Annotated in this window: 23 protein-coding genes and 1 tRNA gene; 16 read left to right on the top strand and 8 right to left on the bottom strand. The window is 70.3% G+C overall.

Features of this window, described 5'->3' with window-relative positions; genetic code table 11:
• Positions 1-10: 10 nt before the first annotated feature.
• The gene (locus OG700_RS26520) at positions 11-532 is read right to left on the bottom strand and encodes a universal stress protein (RefSeq protein ID WP_356590306.1); all 522 of its coding nucleotides are present in this window, start codon (positions 530-532) and stop codon (positions 11-13) included.
• Positions 533-1,018: 486 nt separating this feature from the next.
• Here OG700_RS26520 and OG700_RS26515 point away from each other — a divergent pair, with 486 nt between their 5' ends.
• The 8 genes from OG700_RS26515 to OG700_RS26480 all read left to right on the top strand — a co-directional run bounded on the left by OG700_RS26515 (position 1,019) and on the right by OG700_RS26480 (position 5,904).
• Complete coding sequence (locus tag OG700_RS26515) at positions 1,019-1,324, top strand: hypothetical protein (RefSeq protein ID WP_405617704.1); 306 nt, start codon at positions 1,019-1,021, stop codon at positions 1,322-1,324.
• A 361-nt stretch (positions 1,325-1,685) separates the two neighbouring features.
• Positions 1,686-2,906: a GlxA family transcriptional regulator gene (locus tag OG700_RS26510; protein ID WP_405617701.1), complete on the top strand. Its 1,221-nt coding sequence runs from the start codon at positions 1,686-1,688 to the stop codon at positions 2,904-2,906.
• A gap of 10 nt (positions 2,907-2,916) precedes the next feature.
• Positions 2,917-3,510, top strand: coding sequence for an oligoribonuclease (gene orn / locus OG700_RS26505; RefSeq protein ID WP_405617699.1), 594 nt, complete (start codon positions 2,917-2,919; stop codon positions 3,508-3,510).
• 126 nt (positions 3,511-3,636) lie between these two features.
• Positions 3,637-3,709 (top strand) — tRNA-His (locus OG700_RS26500).
• A 544-nt stretch (positions 3,710-4,253) separates the two neighbouring features.
• Entirely contained in the window at positions 4,254-4,652 is a 399-nt protein-coding gene (locus OG700_RS26495; protein ID WP_405617698.1) for a hypothetical protein, read from the top strand.
• Positions 4,649-4,873: a hypothetical protein gene (locus OG700_RS26490; RefSeq protein ID WP_405617696.1), complete on the top strand. Its 225-nt coding sequence runs from the start codon at positions 4,649-4,651 to the stop codon at positions 4,871-4,873. The genes OG700_RS26495 and OG700_RS26490 overlap by 4 nt, the downstream gene beginning before the upstream one ends.
• 127 nt (positions 4,874-5,000) lie before the next feature.
• On the top strand, positions 5,001-5,561 hold the full coding sequence (locus OG700_RS26485) for a DUF5565 family protein (protein ID WP_405617694.1): 561 nt from the start codon (positions 5,001-5,003) through the stop codon (positions 5,559-5,561).
• Between the two features lie 10 nt (positions 5,562-5,571).
• A complete protein-coding gene (locus OG700_RS26480; RefSeq protein ID WP_405617691.1) occupies positions 5,572-5,904 on the top strand; it encodes a hypothetical protein in 333 nt (110 codons plus the stop codon).
• A gap of 50 nt (positions 5,905-5,954) precedes the next feature.
• On the opposite strand, the gene OG700_RS26475 is transcribed toward OG700_RS26480, so the two are convergent.
• Together OG700_RS26475 and OG700_RS26470 are read right to left on the bottom strand one after the other, a co-directional pair.
• Positions 5,955-6,386: a DUF6233 domain-containing protein gene (locus tag OG700_RS26475; RefSeq protein ID WP_405617689.1), complete on the bottom strand. Its 432-nt coding sequence runs from the start codon at positions 6,384-6,386 to the stop codon at positions 5,955-5,957.
• 272 nt (positions 6,387-6,658) lie between these two features.
• A complete protein-coding gene (locus OG700_RS26470) occupies positions 6,659-7,300 on the bottom strand; it encodes a hypothetical protein (protein ID WP_405617687.1) in 642 nt (213 codons plus the stop codon).
• A gap of 155 nt (positions 7,301-7,455) precedes the next feature.
• Here OG700_RS26470 and OG700_RS26465 point away from each other — a divergent pair, with 155 nt between their 5' ends.
• Both OG700_RS26465 and OG700_RS26460 read left to right on the top strand, forming a co-directional pair.
• Positions 7,456-7,791: a hypothetical protein gene (locus tag OG700_RS26465; protein ID WP_405617685.1), complete on the top strand. Its 336-nt coding sequence runs from the start codon at positions 7,456-7,458 to the stop codon at positions 7,789-7,791.
• A gap of 33 nt (positions 7,792-7,824) precedes the next feature.
• The gene (locus OG700_RS26460) at positions 7,825-8,019 is read left to right on the top strand and encodes a hypothetical protein (RefSeq protein WP_405617683.1); all 195 of its coding nucleotides are present in this window, start codon (positions 7,825-7,827) and stop codon (positions 8,017-8,019) included.
• 52 nt (positions 8,020-8,071) lie between these two features.
• On the opposite strand, the gene OG700_RS26455 is transcribed toward OG700_RS26460, so the two are convergent.
• Together OG700_RS26455 and OG700_RS26450 are read right to left on the bottom strand one after the other, a co-directional pair.
• The gene (locus OG700_RS26455) at positions 8,072-8,560 is read right to left on the bottom strand and encodes a hypothetical protein (protein WP_405617681.1); all 489 of its coding nucleotides are present in this window, start codon (positions 8,558-8,560) and stop codon (positions 8,072-8,074) included.
• A gap of 110 nt (positions 8,561-8,670) precedes the next feature.
• Positions 8,671-9,117, bottom strand: coding sequence for a DUF6221 family protein (locus OG700_RS26450; protein WP_405617680.1), 447 nt, complete (start codon positions 9,115-9,117; stop codon positions 8,671-8,673).
• 522 nt (positions 9,118-9,639) lie between these two features.
• On the opposite strand from OG700_RS26450, the gene OG700_RS26445 reads away from it, so the two are divergent.
• Positions 9,640-9,792: a hypothetical protein gene (locus tag OG700_RS26445; protein WP_405617678.1), complete on the top strand. Its 153-nt coding sequence runs from the start codon at positions 9,640-9,642 to the stop codon at positions 9,790-9,792.
• A 168-nt stretch (positions 9,793-9,960) separates the two neighbouring features.
• Positions 9,961-10,050: a hypothetical protein gene (locus OG700_RS26440; RefSeq protein ID WP_405617676.1), complete on the top strand. Its 90-nt coding sequence runs from the start codon at positions 9,961-9,963 to the stop codon at positions 10,048-10,050.
• A 203-nt stretch (positions 10,051-10,253) separates the two neighbouring features.
• Here OG700_RS26440 and OG700_RS26435 read toward each other — a convergent pair whose 3' ends face one another.
• Entirely contained in the window at positions 10,254-10,493 is a 240-nt protein-coding gene (locus OG700_RS26435; RefSeq protein WP_405617674.1) for a helix-turn-helix domain-containing protein, read from the bottom strand.
• A 481-nt stretch (positions 10,494-10,974) separates the two neighbouring features.
• On the opposite strand from OG700_RS26435, the gene OG700_RS26430 reads away from it, so the two are divergent.
• The 4 genes from OG700_RS26430 to OG700_RS26415 all read left to right on the top strand — a co-directional run bounded on the left by OG700_RS26430 (position 10,975) and on the right by OG700_RS26415 (position 15,758).
• Complete coding sequence (locus OG700_RS26430) at positions 10,975-12,348, top strand: ABC transporter substrate-binding protein (RefSeq protein WP_405617672.1); 1,374 nt, start codon at positions 10,975-10,977, stop codon at positions 12,346-12,348.
• A gap of 5 nt (positions 12,349-12,353) precedes the next feature.
• On the top strand, positions 12,354-13,355 hold the full coding sequence (locus OG700_RS26425) for a carbohydrate ABC transporter permease (protein WP_405617670.1): 1,002 nt from the start codon (positions 12,354-12,356) through the stop codon (positions 13,353-13,355).
• Complete coding sequence (locus OG700_RS26420; protein WP_405617668.1) at positions 13,352-14,218, top strand: carbohydrate ABC transporter permease; 867 nt, start codon at positions 13,352-13,354, stop codon at positions 14,216-14,218. The genes OG700_RS26425 and OG700_RS26420 overlap by 4 nt, the downstream gene beginning before the upstream one ends.
• 115 nt (positions 14,219-14,333) lie before the next feature.
• Positions 14,334-15,758 (top strand): glycoside hydrolase family 1 protein, encoded by a 1,425-nt coding sequence (locus OG700_RS26415; protein WP_405617666.1) that lies wholly within the window; start codon positions 14,334-14,336, stop codon positions 15,756-15,758.
• Between the two features lie 221 nt (positions 15,759-15,979).
• Here OG700_RS26415 and OG700_RS26410 read toward each other — a convergent pair whose 3' ends face one another.
• Positions 15,980-17,383 carry a sensor histidine kinase gene (locus tag OG700_RS26410; RefSeq protein WP_405617664.1) on the bottom strand — a complete coding sequence of 468 codons (1,404 nt, stop codon included), beginning with the start codon at positions 17,381-17,383 and terminating at the stop codon, positions 15,980-15,982.
• Positions 17,380-18,114: a response regulator transcription factor gene (locus tag OG700_RS26405; RefSeq protein ID WP_405617662.1), complete on the bottom strand. Its 735-nt coding sequence runs from the start codon at positions 18,112-18,114 to the stop codon at positions 17,380-17,382. The genes OG700_RS26410 and OG700_RS26405 overlap by 4 nt, the downstream gene beginning before the upstream one ends.
• Between the last annotated feature and the right edge of the window lie 13 nt (positions 18,115-18,127).

Here is an 18,127-nt window from a genome sequence, read left to right as displayed (position 1 = left end):
GGGGCGGGGGCTACGGGATGACCACGACGGGCCGTTGGGCCCGTCGTGCCAGCCGCCCCGCCACCGTGCCGAAGATGCGTCCGACGATGCCGTGCGTGGAGCCGACGACGATCGCGTCGGCCGAGTACTCCTGGCCGACCTCTTCGAGTTCGTGGCAGATGTCGCCGCCGCGCTCGACGAGGATCCACGGCACCTCTGCGAGGTAGTCGGCGCAGGCCAGTTCGAGACCGAGGACTTCGGTGCGGTGGTCCGGCACGTCCACGAAGACGGGGGGCTCGCAGCCCGCCCAGACGGTGGTCGGCAGCCGGTTGGCCACATGCACGATGATCAGGGCCGAGCCGAGTCTGCGGGCCATGCCGATGGCGTACGCGAGCGCGCGCTCGCTGGAGGTCGAGCCGTCGAAGCCGACCACCACTCCGTGCCGGAAGGCGGGATCGCAGGAGTGGCGCGTCTCTTCCGCCGCTTGCAGGTCCGACGCGGGGTCGGTCAACTGCTCGCGGTCAGCGGGTTCGGGGATTTCGTGGCCGGCCATCGATGTCTCGGCGAGGGAGATCCTTGTGTGAAGGAGCAACAATTGACGGGGCAACGGTGCTGTGTCTGGGAATCATCTTCCCAACCCCTTACCCGTAAGGGTACGGCGACACTCCTCTTCTGCCCAGGCACCGGCGCCGCATATGCGGCGCCCTTGGGGAGCATGCCCGAGCCCGTCCGGGATCGCAACGCCGGATGGCACGTACACAGGGACGGGCACGGGGACGGGCACGGGGCCGGGCACGGGCACGCGTGCCGGGACGCGCACCCGGGCGCGCACCGGGAGGCGCGGGGCGGGCCACCTGGGGGGTGGTAAGTGACCGGACGGCCGGGCGCCTCGTTGATCATGGGTCCCCGTGGTCGACGCGGTCACTCCGGTCACCACAGTCACCCCCGTCACCAGGGAGCTCACGTGTCCGTACGACCGCACCACCACGCCTCCCCCTCGGGACCGGACTCCGCGCCGGCCGCGTCAACCGCATCGGCCATGTCAACCGTGTCAACCACATCGGCCGAGTCCGCGAGCGATGTGGTTCGCTGGGCCGCGTTCAGCTGTGTGCTTGTGCCGGTGGCGCTCGTCGTGTTCGGTACGTCCGTCGGCGGAGCCGCCGTATCCGCGCTCGGACTTGTCGCGGTGACGGCGGTCTGCCGGCTGCTGCTGCGCCGCTCGGAGCAGGCCGCCCGGACCGGCGTACGGCGGGTAACTCCCGGTCCCAGGGGGCGCGTCGGGGCGCACGGGCACCTGGCTGAAGTGCGCGGGGAGACTCGTACGTCCGGGCCCGCACACCCGTAAGTTTTCAGCCAACTTCACCCCTGCGACCCATCCTTGGCGAAATGGCCTGCCAACCGCCTTGTCACCAGGGCAGCGAGGTCGTTTCCAGCCGCGAAGAGCCTACGGGGACGGGCCATGCGCGTGAGGCGTACTTCCCTGCGGGCCCCTTGAGTGGAACGCTTCGTGATCGAATGCTTCGCGCCACGTTGCCTTGTCGACATAGTGCTGGATTGCGAACTTGTCACGCCGGCACCACGGGACACAGTAGATTCGATCATGAGTATCGAAGAGTGGGGTCCCGTGCAAAACCGAGGGGAATCGTGCAGGAGCGAAAGACCCGACGCGAACGGGGAGACGCGAACACCGAGGGGGGCTTAGCGCCATGAGCCAGGACTCCATTGCCGCACCGGAGTCAGCACGGAAGCTTTCCGGCCGCCGCCGCCGGGAAGTGGTCGCAGTGCTGTTGTTCAGCGGCGGGCCCATCTTCGAGAGCTCCATCCCGCTCTCCGTGTTCGGCATCGACCGCCAGGATGCCGGGGTCCCGCGCTACCGGCTGCTCGTGTGCGGTGGGGAGGAAGGTCCGCTGCGCACCACCGGCGGGCTCGAACTCACCACGCCGTACGGCCTGGAGGCGATCGGCAGAGCGGGCACGGTCGTCGTCCCGGCCTGGCGGTCGATCACCTCGCCGCCACCGCCCGAGGCGCTCGACGCGCTGCGCCGGGCGCACGAGGAGGGCGCCAGGATCGTCGGACTGTGCACCGGCGCGTTCGTACTCGCCGCGGCCGGCCTGCTCGACGGCCGCCCGGCGACCACGCACTGGATGTACGCGCCGACACTCGCCAAGCGCTATCCGTCCGTCCACGTCGATCCGCGTGAACTGTTCGTGGACGACGGCGATGTGCTCACCTCCGCGGGCACGGCGGCCGGAATCGATCTGTGTCTGCACATAGTGCGTACGGATCACGGGACCGAGGCGGCCGGGGCACTGGCGCGCAGGCTCGTCGTCCCACCGCGGCGCAGTGGCGGTCAGGAGCGCTACCTCGACAGATCTTTACCAGAGGAGATCGGCTCCGACCCGCTCGCCGAGGTCGTGGCCTGGGCGCTGGAGCATCTGCACGAGCAGTTCGACGTGGAGACGCTGGCCGCCCGCGCCTACATGAGCCGCAGGACGTTCGACCGCCGCTTCCGTTCACTCACCGGCAGCGCGCCGTTGCAGTGGCTGATCACGCAGCGCGTGCTCCAGGCGCAGCGGCTGCTGGAGACCTCCGACTACTCGGTGGACGAGGTCGCCGGGCGCTGCGGCTTCCGCTCGCCGGTGGCGCTGCGCGGGCACTTCCGGCGTCAGCTGGGCTCGTCCCCCGCCGCGTACCGGGCCGCCTACCGGGCCCGCCGTCCGCACGGGGACCAGCTCGCCTCGGCGGCGGTGGAGCAGGTCGTACCGGCACAGGTGTCCCCGCAGGCCCGGCGGGCCGCGGCGGCTGCCGCCCCGTCCGGTTCCGCGACGGCCTCGTCGCCGGTGCCGGAGCCGGTCAAGTCCTACTCGGAGGCCTTCGCCTCCGGTCAGGGCCGCCCGAGCCTGCCCGGCCAGCGGAGCGCACCGTAGGGTAAGGCGTATGAACGATCGAATGGTGTGGATCGACTGCGAGATGACCGGGCTCTCGCTGACGGAGGACGCACTCATCGAGGTGGCCGCGCTGGTCACCGACTCGGAGCTGAACGTGCTCGGCGAAGGGGTCGACATCGTCGTGCGTCCCCCGGACGCGGCGCTGGAGACCATGCCCGAGGTGGTGCGGCAGATGCACACCGCCTCGGGCCTGCTGGACGAGCTGGCCGGCGGCACGACCCTGGCCGAGGCCGAGGAGCGGGTGCTCGCGTACGTACGTGAGCATGTGAAGGAGCCGGGCAAGGCGCCGCTGTGCGGCAACACGGTCGGCACCGACCGCGGCTTCCTGCTGCGGGACATGCCGGAGCTGGAGGGCTACCTCCACTACCGGATCGTGGACGTCTCGTCGGTCAAGGAGCTGGCCCGCCGCTGGTATCCGCGCGCCTACTTCAACAGCCCGGAGAAGAGCGGCAACCACCGGGCGCTGGCGGACATCCGCGAGTCCATCGCGGAGCTGCGCTACTACCGTGAGGCGGTCTTCGTGCCGCAGCCCGGCCCGGACTCGGACACGGCGAAGGCGATCGCGGCGAAGCACGTGCTGTAGGGCGTACGGGCCGCAAGGCCGGGCCGGGGCAGGACCCCTCGGCGCCCGCCGTAACTCGGGCGCGAGCACCCTCGCGGACCCTGTACACTTTTTCTCGGCCGGTCGGGCAGGGATTGACCGGGCGTGGTGGGTATAGCTCAGCTGGTAGAGCACCTGGTTGTGGTCCAGGATGTCGCGGGTTCAAGTCCCGTTACTCACCCTGAATGATCAAGGCCGGACCTGGGAAAACAGGTCCGGCCTTCGTCATGTCCGAAACTTTGGGAACACAGCGGGAACACAGGCGCCCCAGATAGTCCTGTCCCCCCATGGCGAGCATCGTGGAACGGCCCAAGAAGGACGGCACGGTTACCTACCAGATCAAGTGGCGGCAGGACGGCCAATGGCAGACCGAGAACTTCGGCGAGCCCGACGCCGCCGGCCAGTTCAAAGCCCTCGTAGAGCGCACGGCGGCCAGTGGCCGCACGGATGGGTCCGCGGGCACGGCTTCGTCGAACCTGACGCGATCCCCGGGACCCGCTCCTCATCGACTACGCCACTCGGTACGTGGACCGGCTCACTGGCGTCGATGTCCGCAGGCGCGAGGACTATCACCGCGAGGTACGGATCCACTTCAGCCTGCTCGTCCGTACCAGGACTGACGGCGTGATGATGCCGGCGACGATCGGGAACCTCACGCGGGAGGACGTGACGGACCGGGTACGGGCCGAGCAGGAGGGCGAGCCGGACCCGGACGACAAGAAGAAGTGGCTGCCAGAAAGGCTGACCCGAAGAGCATCCGCAACCGGCACGGCCTGCTCTACTGCATCATCGAGGGCATCCATGGAGTCCACACCGCAACTGCGCACAACGAACTGCTGCAAAAAGACCAGCCTCCCCCGGCTCGGAACGACTGCGAGCAGTGCGGCCAGCACGTGACCGCGAACCTCGAAGCGGCCAACCGGGCGCAGCAGGTGATCGACGGCCTGCGTGCCGGCCTGGAGCAGGCCCGCGAGCGCCTCGACGTCATCGACGCGTGCGCCACCGCGTGGTTGCGGCCCGACATGAGCGAGCCGTGCCATGCGGCAGGCCGACACCTGAAGACGCTGCTCTGCGTCACCGCCGCCGGGTCCGGTGGGCAGGCCGAGGAGGGGGCGCAGTCGTGACCGAGACCCGTCGCGACGTTTCCTGGACCGTCGTCTTCCGACTCGACGGCACGAACGTCTGGACCGAGTGGTCGACCGGCCACCGGGCGCACGAGGACGCCGTGAGGAACGCCGAAGTCCTCGCCCGAGTCCCGGCCGTGGCCAAGATCCGATTCGACCGCGTCACCGTCCAGCGCGACCGGCACACCCTCAACGACCTCGCACGGATGACCGACGCCTGACCCCGGTGTGGCGCGCCTTGCCCCCACCGGGCGCGCCACACCCCCCCACAGCCCCGCACACTTGTTTGGCGCACCCGGACACCACCGAGGGCGCTACAAAGGCGCACAACACCACGGGGAATTCCCAATGAAGAAGATCCAGACCCTGTTCGTCCGCGACTTCACCGCCCGCCCCTCGCACGTCCTGCCCCAAGTCGCCCCCGGCTGCGAATGGGTGACCGACGAGGAAGGCGTCGCGACCCGCAAGTACGACGGCACGTGCGTCATGCTCGACGAGCACGGCGCATGGTGGGCCCGTCGCGAGGTCAAGCCCGGTAAGACCACGCCGACGGGTTACGTGGCGATCAGCACCGACGAGGAGACCGGCAAGACCGTCGGCTGGGAGTCCATCGAGCATTCCAGCTTCGCGAAGTTCCACGCCGAGGCCATCGGCAACTCGGCAGTGAGCACGCCCGGCACGTACGAGCTTCTCGGCCCGAAGATCAACGGCAACCCGGACGGCTACGACGCGCACCTCCTCATGCCACACGGCTGGTCCGCCCTGTCTATCCGCGAGGACTTCGCCACCGCGCCCCGCGACTACGACGGGCTCCGGGACTGGCTGCGCGCCCGACCCTACGAGGGCATCGTCTGGCACCACCCCGACGGGCGCATGGCCAAGATCAAGGCGAAGGACTTCCCGCGATGACCGCCCCGTGATGTACCTCGTCATCCCGCTGCGGCTCCTCGCCGCGTGCGCGTGGCTCATCGCGCTCCTCACGTCGGAGCGGCGCGACGCACACGCAGTAGATCGGCGGGCCGAACGGGCGGCCCGCCCCGGCACCCCGCGCGAAGACCAGCTCGACCGGCAGAGACGAGACACCGAGTGCTGGCGGCGCGTCGCCGAACGCTGCAAGACCGAAGCGAACACCGCCGAGGCCGCCCTCACCGAGCACGCCAAGAACCACGGCCTCACGGTCCTGCCGTACGAAGCGATTGCCGCCGCCGAGCACTGCGGGCAGCAGCAGGTGGAGTACACCGCCGCCCCGTAGTCGTCTGTACCGAACGCCCGCCCTCATCCAGGGCGGGCGTTCGTGCGCCTTCAGTCCAGCACGCCGGGTTCCTTGTCCGGCTCGCACTGGGGGCAGGGCGGTACACCACCGCGCGTCAGGGACTCGATGGCCTGCGCCCTGGTGATGCCGCGCATGAAGAACGGGTTCCAGCACGCCGAGGTGTGGGCCATCTTCGGCTTCCCGCGCTCCCCAGCCTGGACTGCCCAGTCTGGTGGAGGTGGGGGCGGCCGGCGCCGGGCGTGCTCGGCGGCCCGTCGTTCCTCGTCCTGGATCCACAGGTCGGTGCGCGCTAGGGCGTGTTGCGAAAGTAGCGCCGTCCGCCCGAAGGGCGGGGCCGACGGCGTCTGGTGCGTGCGATCGCAAGGCGGAGGATCGTTCTCGTACTGGACGTACTTGGATGATTCCGACAACGCGGCGAGTGCGCGTGCCAGGCGTCGTCGGCCAGGCGGGACTTTCGACACAGGGCCTAGCTAGGCCCTGTCCGGCGGTCTGCGGCCTGGACGCGGCGCAGGAAGTGGAGCGCGCGTAGGCGTTCCCCCGGAGTAGAATCGGACACACGTTCGAGTGTAGATGGCGGGTACCTGAACAGCGCCATCCCCTAAATCCACTGTCCTGTCGCACTGATCGTTGAGCGAACCTCATCGGAGCCTGACGGATTGCATTTCGTCCCGCTGAAGGTTGACTACACAGGTCAGGGCGGCAGCGATGTACGCCGACAACACCGAGTTGGTGGTCACTGCTTCCGCTCTCCAGCCGTGAACGGGCCGGTTGCGGGGGCTACGCGCTTGTCGACGACGGTCTCCTCGCCGGCTGCCGAGCCCTCCAAGCAGAGCCGTCCGCCCTTGTCACGCAGGTCGAGGAAGAACCGTGTGGTCGCACCGGACTGCTTGAGGTCGTGGATGCGCTCGTCGACATAGCCGAGGTCGTTCAGGATCGCCCTGACCTTGGCGGGGGTGGGCTCCAGCAGATCCGAGAGCGCCTGGGTGACGCGCTCTTCATGGAGGGCGCTCGCGCACCAGTCGCGAGCGTTCAACTCCACTTCTGGCCCCGCAGTAGGGGCGATGGGCTCGATCGCGTCGCTCGGCGGTGTCTCCGCAGAACCGGTTGGCGGCACCTCCGCCGGGGCCGTTGGCGGCACCTCCGCCGGGGCGCTGGGGGGACACGGCTGCGCGATCTTGTCCAGCATCGCCGTGAAGGCCGCGTCGGGCCGGTCTCCGACGGCGGCTGGGGGCTTGGCCTGCTCTCCGCCGTCGTTCGTCCCCTCGGTACCGCATGCGCCAAGTGCGAGCGCACCAAGGGCGGTTAGTACGAAGGAGAGCCGCGGCCGGCGCGAGGAGCGGGCGAACTTGCCGGTCAAGGCAGGGATTCGTCTCATGCGCATAGTCTCCGATCAAACCTCCCCCTGGGCCTGAGTGCGCATACTCATCTCATTCCCGTACCAGTTGACTCAACTCCGCAGCCGCCAGCGGACGGGTACGGGATGCCCTGTTCCGCCCCGCGCCCGGCCATCCCCCCGCTACCGTCCGAATCGTGCCGTACACCTACCGCTGCGAAACCTGCGCCGTCACCGCCCCGCGCCGTACAACCGCGCCCGACGCCAAGGCCGACCGGCGCGAACACCGGGCCGCCGCCCACTACGGTCTCGCCCCGGACGGGGACGCGGTCCTGGAGACCACGGGCTGGGCATCCACGGTGCTGCGCGCGACGGCCGGCGGGATCGCCGAGGCCGTACGGAAGTCGGCGCAGAAGCCACGCTCGCGGGAGGAACCGCCGGAGCACTGGCGGCAGGCCGTGCTGCTCCTCGCGGTCGGCGTCGGGGTGCTGGTGCTGCTCGGCATGCTCGTACGCGCCGTCACCGGCACGTAGACACACGCCCCCAACTCGCCCATGAGGAGCCCCATGACGACCACACCCAACCGTGCCGACGACCGCGACCTGCACATCGCTGCCCTGCGGGCGGCACTCGGCACCGCCAAGAACATGGTGGCGCACGCCGCCGGGCGGGAGGCGGCTGCCGATCCGGCGTACGCAGCCCGGTTGATGGCCGCCGCAGAGAGCATGGAAGACGTCCTGGCACACACCGCCCCTGAGTGACGTGCCAGCACGAAGCCCCGACCATGACGGCCGGGGCAGGGGTGTGCACGCGCTACAGGTCCAGCACCGCCCACAGCCGGCGGCCGTCCTCCGCGGTGTCCGCACCGCACGACGACGCACCCAGCGCGGCCACCGCAGGCAGCACGCTCTCGTCGGTCACCGAAAGCCCGGATCGGTGGGAGAGAACGACGATCAGCGCCTGACGGTCCTGGTCGGCGAGATGCAGGCTCACCCGCCGGCCCCCGTCGTCGACGGCCTTGCCGACGAGGAGGTTCGTCACGTCTCCGGCCATCGCGTCGACCGACCGGTACCCCCACATGTGCAGCTGGTCGACCACGTGCGTGCGGGCCTTCGCCGCTGCCCACGGGGCGGATTCCAATCCCCAGTTCGCGGCACGCCGGTTGACCATGCTCATGCGCTGGCGGCCCCGTACCGCCACGGTGGCGGTCTTGGTGTCCGGCGTGGGGCGCGGGGGTTGGACGGGGCGCTTCGGTGGGGGCGGGGTTTTCGGCGGGTGGTCGGGGTGGTGCTCGGTGTCCATTCGGGCTCCCAACGGGGCGTGTGGGGTTACCCATCGTAGAACGTTGGTTACAGGGCGCACCGGGAATCGACGAAGCCCCGGTGCGCCGGGGGCTCGGTCGTGCGCGCGGGCTACGGGCGCGACGCCGCTTGGTAGTCGGGGTGAGCGGCATACGGGAGGGCGAGCAGGCGCAGCAGCGGCAGGTCACCGGTCGACGTGTACTTGCACCCGTTGCGCTCGAAGTCGTCGGCGTCGCAGCAGTCGCCGAACTCGGCGTCCATGTCGGCGGCGTGCTCGAACGCGACGCGGATCATCCGCCGCTTGGCGTCGATCTCGGCCAGTACGCGGGCTGGGTCGTGGCGGGCGAAGTGCTCGGCGGCGACCAGGCTCTGACGGCCCTCTCCTGTCGTAGCGACGCGCACCGCATCCACCCCGAAGACGGCCTCCTCGGAACGACCCGAAGCGGTGCTGTGGTGCCGGGCGGTTGGAGCTTGCCGCCACGGGGCGGGCGGCGCCTCTGGCGCCACCACCTCATCGTGGTCCAGCCCGGCCCGGAGGAAGTGCACCAGATCATCCACCGTCGGCCTCCTCCCTCGGCCACCGCGCCGACGAGGCGCATCGGCAGACAGGACGTGGCGAGTTGGTACGGGTGCTCGGCGTCCGGTGGGCCGACGGCCCGGTCCCGGGTCATGACGTGCTGGTCGCGGGCCCCGCCGGACAGGACTAGGGCGTGTTGCGAAAGTAGCGCCGTCCGCCCGAAGGGCGGGGCCGACGGCGTCTGGTGCGTGCGATCGCAAGGCGGAGGATCGTTCTCGTACTGGACGTACTTGGACGAGTCCGACAACGCGGCGAGTGCGCGTGCCAGGCGTCGTCGGCCAGGCGGGACTTTCGAAACATGCCCTAGGGCCTCTCGTTTGGATCTTGCCGGGCTCGCAGTCCCTGGCACCGCGCCTCGCCGCGTTGATGGCGGAAGGGGAGGCGCGGCTCCCGCCATGCCTCCCTCCTCATGCGGACTCGTGTACGACGTGCGCCCTTCGCGCGGACGGCAGTTACTGCCAGGCGGCGGCGCGCCTGGTGCGCGAGGAGAGGGAGGCCAGGCGATGAGCGAGCGACGGCTGCCGGAAATGCCCGCCGAGCGCGTCCACATCCCGGGGTTGTGCTGGATCCCACGACCGGGCTCGGGACAGCGCTGCACGGAGAGCGCCGGCCACGTGAACCCGCTGCATTTCGACTGCTACACGAAGGACGAATGACCGCGCCGCGCGGGCGAGACACAGTGAGCGACCCCGGCTACCTGCGGGCGCTGCACGGCCTCACCCCATGATTCCCGCCCCGGACGCTTCCCTGCCAGGACTCCGGCCGGGGCGGGACCAACGGCGCGCGCCGCAAGGGGTGCGCGCCATCATCACAGGAGGCACCATATGTGCGGTGGATGCGGATCGAGCAACGGAAGACGACTCAACGACGGAAACTGGCAGTGCGACGACTGCGGGTCAGTCACCGCCGGATGACACCGACCGTACGGCGTGGGACGCAATCGACCCTGAAGTCCGCGCACGGCTCCCGTTCCTGGACCCGGAGGACTTCACCATCGACAGTGGCCGGGCCCCCGCAGCGGGCGACTGGGACGCGATGAACCAGGCGCTCGACACCGCCGCCGGCTACGAAGCGCTGTAGACCACCCCGGCCGGTACATCCCCCATCGCCGACCGGGCTACTCGCGGACCAACTCGGCGAGCGGTACACCGATGGCATCGGCAATGCGGATCAGCGTGTCGAGCAGGGGCGAACTGTGCGCCTGCTCGATCCGGTTGTACGAGACAAGGCCCATGCCAGCCCGGAGGGCAACTGTCTCCTGGGTCAGGTGGGCGTAGAGGCAGGCCGCACGGATCTGGTCGCCGATGGCCCGGCGGCGGGCGAGCACCCGGTCCGTGGGTGGCGACGAGGAGGACACCCGCCAACGCTCACCGGGTCATGATCCTGAGACGGCCCTCCACGTTCCTTGCTCCCGGGCAGGAGTGGAGCGGTCGAAATCGCCCCCGCCTCGGTGGGGGCGTTGTTGTTCCCCGCTGTGCGGGCAGCGGCTTTTCCACTCACCCTCGCCGCAACGTCCGCGATCTTCGAAAGCCGCTGTTCCCGTGGGGACAAGAGGGGGGATCCGAGGGCGTGAAGTGGTCGCCAGTGGTCGCCAGTGGTCGCGAATGGCACCCATTTGACCCGGTATTCCGCATCGCCGCAGGTCAAGAGTGGGTAACAAAGCTGGTTCAAGTCCCGTTACTCACCCTGATCGATGGAGGGCCGGTCGCGCGAGCGGACCGGCCCTTCATCGTGTCGTCCGCCGTGTCGCCGCCCGGTCCCTTGACACCTCCCATGTGAGCGGGGACGCTCGACCCGTTCCATGGGAGCGCTCCCACATCTGGCCGGGGAAGGACGTCATGCGCACACATTCCCGCACGTCCCGGCGGCGAGGACAGGCCCTGGTGGGCCTCGTGGCCGCCGTCGTCCTGGGGGCCGGGTCGCTGGCCGGGTGTGCCGAGGACCCCGCCGAGCCCCCGATCGGTGGAGCGAGCGGCGGTGGTGCGAACGGCGGCGGTGGTGGCGGTGGTGGCGGCAACCGCGGGACCACGCTCACGGTGGGAGTCTTCGGGGCCTTCGGTCTCAAGGAGGCCGGGCTCTACGACGAGTACATGAGGCTCAACAAGGACGTCGCCATCGAGCAGACGTCCATCGAGCGGAACGAGAACTACTACCCGCAGCTCCTCACCCACCTGGGCAGCGGCAGCGGACTCGCCGACATCCAGGCCGTCGAGGTCAACAACATCGCCGAGGTCACCGCCACCCAGGCCGGCAAGCTCGTGGACCTGGGCCGGGCCGAGGGCGTACGGAAGGACAGCTTCCTGCCCTGGAAGTGGTCGCAGGCCACCACCGCCGACGGCAGGACCGTCGGCCTCGGCACGGACATCGGGCCGCAGGGCATCTGCTACCGCAGGGATCTCTTCGCCAAGGCCGGGCTGCCCACCGACCGTACGGCGGTGGGGAAGCTGTGGGCGGGCGACTGGCGGAAGTACCTGGCGGCGGGGAAGCGGTTCAAGGCCCGGGCGCCGAAGGGGACGGTCTTCGTCGACTCGGCGGCCGGGGTGATGGCGGCGATCACCGGCGGGAACGAGAAGCGGTTCTACGACGCGGACGGCAGGGTCGTCTACAAGACCAACCCGGCCGTACGGCAAGCCTGGGACACCGCCGCCGAGTTCGCCCGTGAGGGGCTGACCGGCAGGCTCCAGCAGTTCACGCCCGCCTGGGACCAGGGCTTCGCCAACGCCACCTTCGCCACCGTCTCCTGTCCGGCCTGGATGCTCGGCTACATCGAGGACAAGGCGGGCGAGGCGGGCCGGGACAAGTGGGACGTGGCGGCGGCGCCCCGGCCGAGCAACTGGGGCGGGTCGTTCCTGACCGTGCCGCAGGCCGGGCGGAACAAGGCGGCGGCGGCCAGGCTCGTCGCCTGGCTGACCGCGCCCGAGCAGCAGGCGAAGCTGTTCGAGAAGCGCGGCAGCTTCCCGAGCGCCCGCGCCGCGTACGACCTGCCGGCCGTCTCCGAAGCGCGGCACGCCTACTTCGGCAACGCGCCCATGGGGCGGATCTTCGCCGACGCGGCGCGGCGCGTGCCGGTCCAGATCGTGGGTCCGAAGGACCTGGTCATCGCCCAGAACCTCGCGGACGTCGGCATGCTCCAGGTCGACCAGAAGGGCCGGTCGTCCCGGCAGGGCTGGGACGCCGCGGTGAAGTCGATCGACAACGCGCTGGACGAGTGAGCGACATGGCAGGCGACACAACCACGGTGGTGCCCTCCGAGTGGGAGGAGGGTACGGCGCGGATTCCGGAGCCGGCCGGCGGGCCGGCCGGGCGCAGGCCACGACGGAGCCGGTGGCACCGCTGGGACACCCGGTGGAGCCCGTACGCCTTCGTCGCCCCCTTCTTCCTCTTCTTCGCGGTCTTCGGGCTCTTCCCGCTGCTCTACACCGGCTGGGCCTCGCTGCACCGGGTCGAACTCACCGCGCCCGACGACATGGAGTGGGTGGGGCTGCGCAACTTCTCGCGGCTGCTGAGGGACGAGTTCTTCTGGAACGCCCTTCAGAACACCGTGACCATCGGGCTGTTGTCGACCGTCCCGCAGTTGCTGATCGCGCTGGGCGTCGCGCATCTGCTCAACTACCGGCTCCGCGGCTCGATGTTCTTCCGGGTGGCCGTCCTGACGCCGTACGCCACGAGTGTCGCGGCGGCCACCCTGGTCTTCGTGCTGCTCTTCGGCCGTGACCACGGGATGATCAACTGGGGTCTGGGGCTGGCCGGGCTGGACGCGGTCGACTGGCAGAACGGCACATGGACGTCCCAACTGGCGGTCTCCACCATCGTCGTCTGGCGGTGGACGGGCTACAACGCGCTGATCTATCTGGCGGCGATGCAGTCGATCCCCGGCGAGCTGTACGAGTCGGCGGCGCTCGACGGGGCCTCGCGGCTCCAGCAGTTCCGCCATGTCACGCTGCCGTCCCTGCGGCCGACGATCCTCTTCACCTGTGTCGTCTCGACGATCGGCGCGACCCAGCTCTTCGGTGAGCCGCTGCTGTTCAACGGCGGCGCGGGCGCGACCGGCGGCGCCGACCACCAGTTCCAGACGCTCGGGCTCTATCTGTACGAGCAGGGCTGGGTGAATCTGCATCTCGGCCGGGCGTCGGCGATCGCCTGGGCGATGTTCCTGATCCTGCTGATCATCGGAGCGGTGAACTGGCTCGTCGCCCGTCGGCTGCGGAGGAGTTCATGACGTCCGGGACAAGAAGCACCACAACGCGACGCGGCGCCGGGCGGCACCGGCACGCCGGGCGGCTCACCTACGCCGTACTGGCCCTGTTCGCCGCCGGCTCGCTGTTCCCGCTCGTGTGGACCGCGATCGCGGCGTCCCGCAACACCACCCGGCTGGCACAGACTCCCCCGCCCTTCTGGTTCGGCCGCAATCTCGTCCGCAACCTCCGTATCGCCTGGACCGACGCCAACATGGGTACGGCGCTGTTCAACACGGTCCTGGTGGCGGGGGCCGTGGCCGCCGGGACGGTGCTGTTCTCGACGCTCGCGGGCTTCGCCTTCGCCAAGCTCCGCTTCCGGTTCAAGAACCTGCTTCTGCTGCTGGTGATCGGCACGATGATGGTGCCGCCGCAACTCGGCGTCGTACCGCTGTACATGCTGATCGCCGAGCTGTCCTGGACCGACCGGCTCCAGTCCGTCGTCCTGCCCACGCTGGTCAGCGCGTTCGGGGTGTTCTTCATGCGGCAGTATCTGCTCCAGGCGCTGCCGACGGAGCTGATCGAGGCGGCACGGGTGGACGGCGCGAGCAGTTGGCGGGTCGTGTGGCACGTCGTCTTCCCGGCGGCGCGGCCCGCGATGGCCGTGCTGGGGATGCTGACCTTCGTGCTGGCCTGGAACGACTTCTTCTGGCCGATCATCGCGCTCACGCAGAGCGGCAACCCCACCGTGCAGGTCGCGCTCACGGGCCTGGGCCGCGGCTACATTCCCGACCAGTCGGTGATCATGGCCGGTGCGCTGCTCGGTACGCTGCCGCTGCTGCTGGCCTTCGTGATCTTCGGCAAGCATATTGTCGGTGGCATCATGACAGGTGCGGTCAAGGGCTGACCGCCCGTTTCGCCCGGTCCGCCGTACCACGACCGACGCGCACCACGACCGACCCGTTCCGCGACCGACCCGTTCCGCGACCGACCCCGCCCCCTCCCCGACCCGGAGCGCACCCATGTCCCTCAGCTTTCCGTCCGACTTCATATGGGGCACCGCCACAGCCGCCTACCAGATCGAGGGCGGCGCGCGGGAGATCGGCCGTACCCCGTCGATCTGGGACACCTTCAGCCACACGCCCGGCAAGGTCGAGAACGGCGACACCGGTGACACCGCCGCCGACCACATCCACCGCCGGGCCGAGGACGTGCGCCTCATGGCGGACCTCGGGGTGAACGCGTACCGCTTCTCGGTCTCCTGGTCCCGCGTCCAGCCCATCGGGCGCGGCCCGGCCGTGCAGCGCGGTCTCGACTTCTACCGCAAGCTCGTGGACGACCTGCTGGAGCGCGGCATACGGCCCGTCCTGACCCTCTACCACTGGGACCTGCCGCACGATCTGGAGACCGCGGGCGGCTGGCCGGTGCGTGAGACGGCGTTCCGCTTCGCGGAGTACGCGCGGATCCTCGGTGACGCGCTCGGTGACCGGGTCGACCGGTGGGTGACCCTCAACGAGCCCTGGTGCAGCGCCTTTCTGGGGTACGCCTCCGGGGTGCACGCGCCCGGCCGTACGGACCCGGTGCTCGCGCTGCGGGCCGCGCACCACCTCAACCTCGGCCACGGGCTGGCCACTCAGGCGCTGCGGACGGTGCTGCCCAAGCGGGCACAGATCACCGTCTGCCACAACACGGCCGCTGTGCGGGCCAGTTCGCAGTCGCCGGAGGATCTGGACGCGCGGCGCCGTATCGACGCGCTGGCGAACCGGATCTTCACCGGGCCGGTGCTGGCGGGCGCGTACCCGGAGGATCTGTTCAAGGACACGGCGCGGATCACCGACTGGTCCTTCGTGAAGGCCGACGACGCGGCGACGATCCATCAACCGCTGGACTGGCTGGGCATCAACTACTACACCCCGCACCTGGTGTCGGCCGCGACGGGCACCGGCGCGGACGCCGACCGCCGCGACAACCGCAGCCAGGCACCCGGCGCGGGCGAGAACTCCCCCTGGCCCGGATCCGAGTCCGTGACGTTCCATCAGCCGCCGGGCGAGGTGACGGAGATGGGCTGGTCGGTCGATCCGACCGGGCTGTACGACGTGCTGATGCGCTACACCCGCGAGGCGCCCGACGTGCCGCTGGTGATCACCGAGAACGGCGCGGCGTACGACGACAGACGGGACGCGCAGGGCGCGGTCCACGACCCGGAGCGCATCCGTTTCCTGCACGGGCATCTGTCGGCGGTGCACCGCGCGATGGCCGACGGGGCGGATGTACGTGGCTACTTCCTCTGGTCGCTGCTGGACAACTTCGAGTGGGAGCGGGGCTACGGGAAGCGGTTCGGGGTGGTGCACGTCGACTACGAGACACAGGCGCGCACCCCGAAGTCGAGCGCCCGCTGGTACGCGCGCCTGACGGAGACGGGCGTCCTCCCGGACCCGCCGGCATAGGGCTTGTCCTCAATCGCCGGACGGGCTCATTTCGAGCCCGTCCGGCGATTGAGGACACAACGGCCACCGGACGGACCCGAGCGGCGGCCGGTGGGGGACGGCAGCCGTGCGGTTCGTACGGTCTCGTGGCAGCACGCTAGCCGCCCCGGACCGGACAAGTCGCCGATAGCGGACGGGTGTTGCCGTTCTTGAGGTCCCCTTAAGGAACCATTGGGAGCGAGTTAACGGTCGGCCGGCCGCGGGCCGTCGCGCCGACGCCGCAGCCGGTGCCCCCGGCGCTCCCCGGCGGACCTCGTGGAGCGCCGTCCACCGAGCCCGATCCAGATCCGTACCTCCGTGCCGCCGAGCACCGAGCGCCCGATACGGACGTCCCCGCCGGTCGACTCGGCGACCGCGCGCACGATGTCCAGCCCGAGTCCCGTCGAGCCCTCGCCGGCCCCGCTGTTGCCCCGTACGAGCGCCGCCTCGGGGTCAGCGATCCCCGGTCCCGCGTCCGAGACGAGGACGATCACGGCGTCGTCGGCGTGGTGCACGTCGACGGCGAAGGCGGTGCCCTCTGGGGTGTGCCGGAAGACGTTGCCGAGCAACGCGTCGAGGGCGGCGGCCAGTTCGGGCCTGGCGACCGGGATGCGTACCGGGCGGCCGACCCCGGCCAGCCGTACCTCCCGGCCCTCGTCCTCGGCCAGGGCCGACCAGAAACCCATCCGCTCGCGGATCACCTCGGAGACGTCGCAGCCCACGCCGGGCGTCGTCGCGCGGGTCTGCGGCTTGGCCTTGCGGGCCGTACGGATGACGGTGTCGACCTCGCGCTCCAACTGCGCGACGGCCGCCCGTGTCTGGTCGGCGGCCGGACTCTCGCCCAGCGAAGCGGCGTTGAGGCGCAGCACGGTGAGCGGGGTGCGCAGCCGGTGCGAGAGGTCGGCGGCCAGTTCCCTTTCGTTGGCGAGGAGTTGGACCACCTGGTCGGCCATCGAGTTGAAGGCGATGGCCGCGGACCGCAGCTCGGTCGGTCCCTTCTCCGGGACCCGGGCGCCGAGTCTGCCCTCGCCCAGGTCGTGGGCGGCGCCCGCGAGCCGCTGGGCGGGCCGGACCATCCGTACGCCGAGCCGGTCGGCGACGGCGACCGAGCCCACGATCAGCGCGATGCCCACTCCCGCGAGCACCAGCCAGGCGGTGGCGACGCCGTTGGACACCTCGTCCTCGGGGACGAACACCTCGATGACGGCGATCTTGCCGGTGGAGATCGCGATCGGCTGGAGCAGCGCGGACCCGCCGCTGACCTCGGTGATCGAGGCCCTGCCCAGCCGCTCGGTGGCGAGCAGATCCCGCTGCGCCGCCCGGCGGGTGCCGATCTCCATGGGCACGCTGCCCGGCTCGCCGGAGGCCGGCACATGGACGGCCAGCTGTCCCGTGTCGCCGATGGGGCTGGAGCGGACGGCCCACTCCAGCTGTTCGCGGCCCCGGGCGATGGAGAGCACCGGGCCGAGGGTCGCGGCCTGCCGTTCGGCGTTGGAGAAGGCGCGGTCCTTGGCCATCTCCTTGATGACGAGCCCGAGCGGGACGGCGAAGGCGAGCACGACCATCGCGGTCACCGCCAGCGAGACCCTGACCAGGGCCCATCTCATGACGAGGGCTGGTGCGCGCCGGGGCCGGACGCCGGTGCCCGGGGGGCCGGCGGCTCCAGCTTCACGCCGACGCCGCGCAGCGTGTGCAGATAGCGGGGTCGGGCCGCAGTCTCGCCCAACTTCCGCCGTAGCCACGACAGATGGACGTCGATGGTCTGGTCGTCGCCGTACGTCTGCTGCCACACCTCGGCCAGCAGCTCCTTGCGTGCGACGACGACGCCGGGGCGTCCGGCGAGGAAGGCGAGCAGGTCGAACTCACGCCGGGTCAGATCCAGTAGCGCGCCGTCGAGTTCGGCCTGGCGGCGCAGCGGGTCGATGGCGAGGCCGCCGACGCGGATGACGCGCGAGGGCGGGTCGTCGGCGGTGGTGGCGCGCGACCGGCGCAGTACGGCGGCCATCCGGGCTGACAGGTGCTCCACCGAGAACGGTTTGGTGAGGTAGTCGTCGGCGCCGTCGTTCAACAGCCGTACGATCTCCGCCTCTTCGTCCCGCGCCGTGGCGATGATCACCGGTACGTCGGTGATGCCGCGCAGCATCTTCAATGCCTCGGATCCGTCGAGATCGGGCAGTCCGAGGTCGAGGATGACCACGTCGAAACGGAAGTGGGCGACCTCGCGCAGCGCCTCCAGGGCGGTTCCGACGCTGCGTACGGTGTGCGACGCGTCGGTCAAGTGCCTGATGAGGGCGGAGCGTACGAACTGGTCGTCCTCGACCACGAGCACACTTGGCATGGGCGGCACCGTA

Origin of the sequence: Streptomyces sp. NBC_01508, from assembly GCF_045040315.1 — a bacterium.
Lineage (GTDB): Bacteria > Actinomycetota > Actinomycetes > Streptomycetales > Streptomycetaceae > Streptomyces.
The sequence above is the reverse complement of the archived record's forward strand: the minus strand, read 5'-3'. Positions and strand labels throughout refer to the sequence as shown.

What these genes read in the sequence shown, in the direction of transcription:
- OG700_RS26520 (WP_356590306.1), bottom strand. Translation starts at nt 532, where the DNA reads ATGGCCGGCCACGAAATCCCCGAACCCGCTGACCGCGAGCAGTTGACC.
- OG700_RS26515 (WP_405617704.1), top strand. Translation starts at nt 1,019, where the DNA reads ATGTCAACCGTGTCAACCACATCGGCCGAGTCCGCGAGCGATGTGGTT.
- OG700_RS26510 (WP_405617701.1), top strand. Translation starts at nt 1,686, where the DNA reads ATGAGCCAGGACTCCATTGCCGCACCGGAGTCAGCACGGAAGCTTTCC.
- orn (WP_405617699.1), top strand. Translation starts at nt 2,917, where the DNA reads ATGAACGATCGAATGGTGTGGATCGACTGCGAGATGACCGGGCTCTCG.
- OG700_RS26485 (WP_405617694.1), top strand. Translation starts at nt 5,001, where the DNA reads ATGAAGAAGATCCAGACCCTGTTCGTCCGCGACTTCACCGCCCGCCCC.
- OG700_RS26480 (WP_405617691.1), top strand. Translation starts at nt 5,572, where the DNA reads ATGTACCTCGTCATCCCGCTGCGGCTCCTCGCCGCGTGCGCGTGGCTC.
- OG700_RS26470 (WP_405617687.1), bottom strand. Translation starts at nt 7,300, where the DNA reads ATGAGACGAATCCCTGCCTTGACCGGCAAGTTCGCCCGCTCCTCGCGC.
- OG700_RS26460 (WP_405617683.1), top strand. Translation starts at nt 7,825, where the DNA reads ATGACGACCACACCCAACCGTGCCGACGACCGCGACCTGCACATCGCT.
- OG700_RS26455 (WP_405617681.1), bottom strand. Translation starts at nt 8,560, where the DNA reads ATGGACACCGAGCACCACCCCGACCACCCGCCGAAAACCCCGCCCCCA.
- OG700_RS26445 (WP_405617678.1), top strand. Translation starts at nt 9,640, where the DNA reads ATGAGCGAGCGACGGCTGCCGGAAATGCCCGCCGAGCGCGTCCACATC.
- OG700_RS26440 (WP_405617676.1), top strand. Translation starts at nt 9,961, where the DNA reads ATGTGCGGTGGATGCGGATCGAGCAACGGAAGACGACTCAACGACGGA.
- OG700_RS26430 (WP_405617672.1), top strand. Translation starts at nt 10,975, where the DNA reads ATGCGCACACATTCCCGCACGTCCCGGCGGCGAGGACAGGCCCTGGTG.
- OG700_RS26425 (WP_405617670.1), top strand. Translation starts at nt 12,354, where the DNA reads ATGGCAGGCGACACAACCACGGTGGTGCCCTCCGAGTGGGAGGAGGGT.
- OG700_RS26420 (WP_405617668.1), top strand. Translation starts at nt 13,352, where the DNA reads ATGACGTCCGGGACAAGAAGCACCACAACGCGACGCGGCGCCGGGCGG.
- OG700_RS26415 (WP_405617666.1), top strand. Translation starts at nt 14,334, where the DNA reads ATGTCCCTCAGCTTTCCGTCCGACTTCATATGGGGCACCGCCACAGCC.
- OG700_RS26410 (WP_405617664.1), bottom strand. Translation starts at nt 17,383, where the DNA reads ATGAGATGGGCCCTGGTCAGGGTCTCGCTGGCGGTGACCGCGATGGTC.
- OG700_RS26405 (WP_405617662.1), bottom strand. Translation starts at nt 18,114, where the DNA reads ATGCCAAGTGTGCTCGTGGTCGAGGACGACCAGTTCGTACGCTCCGCC.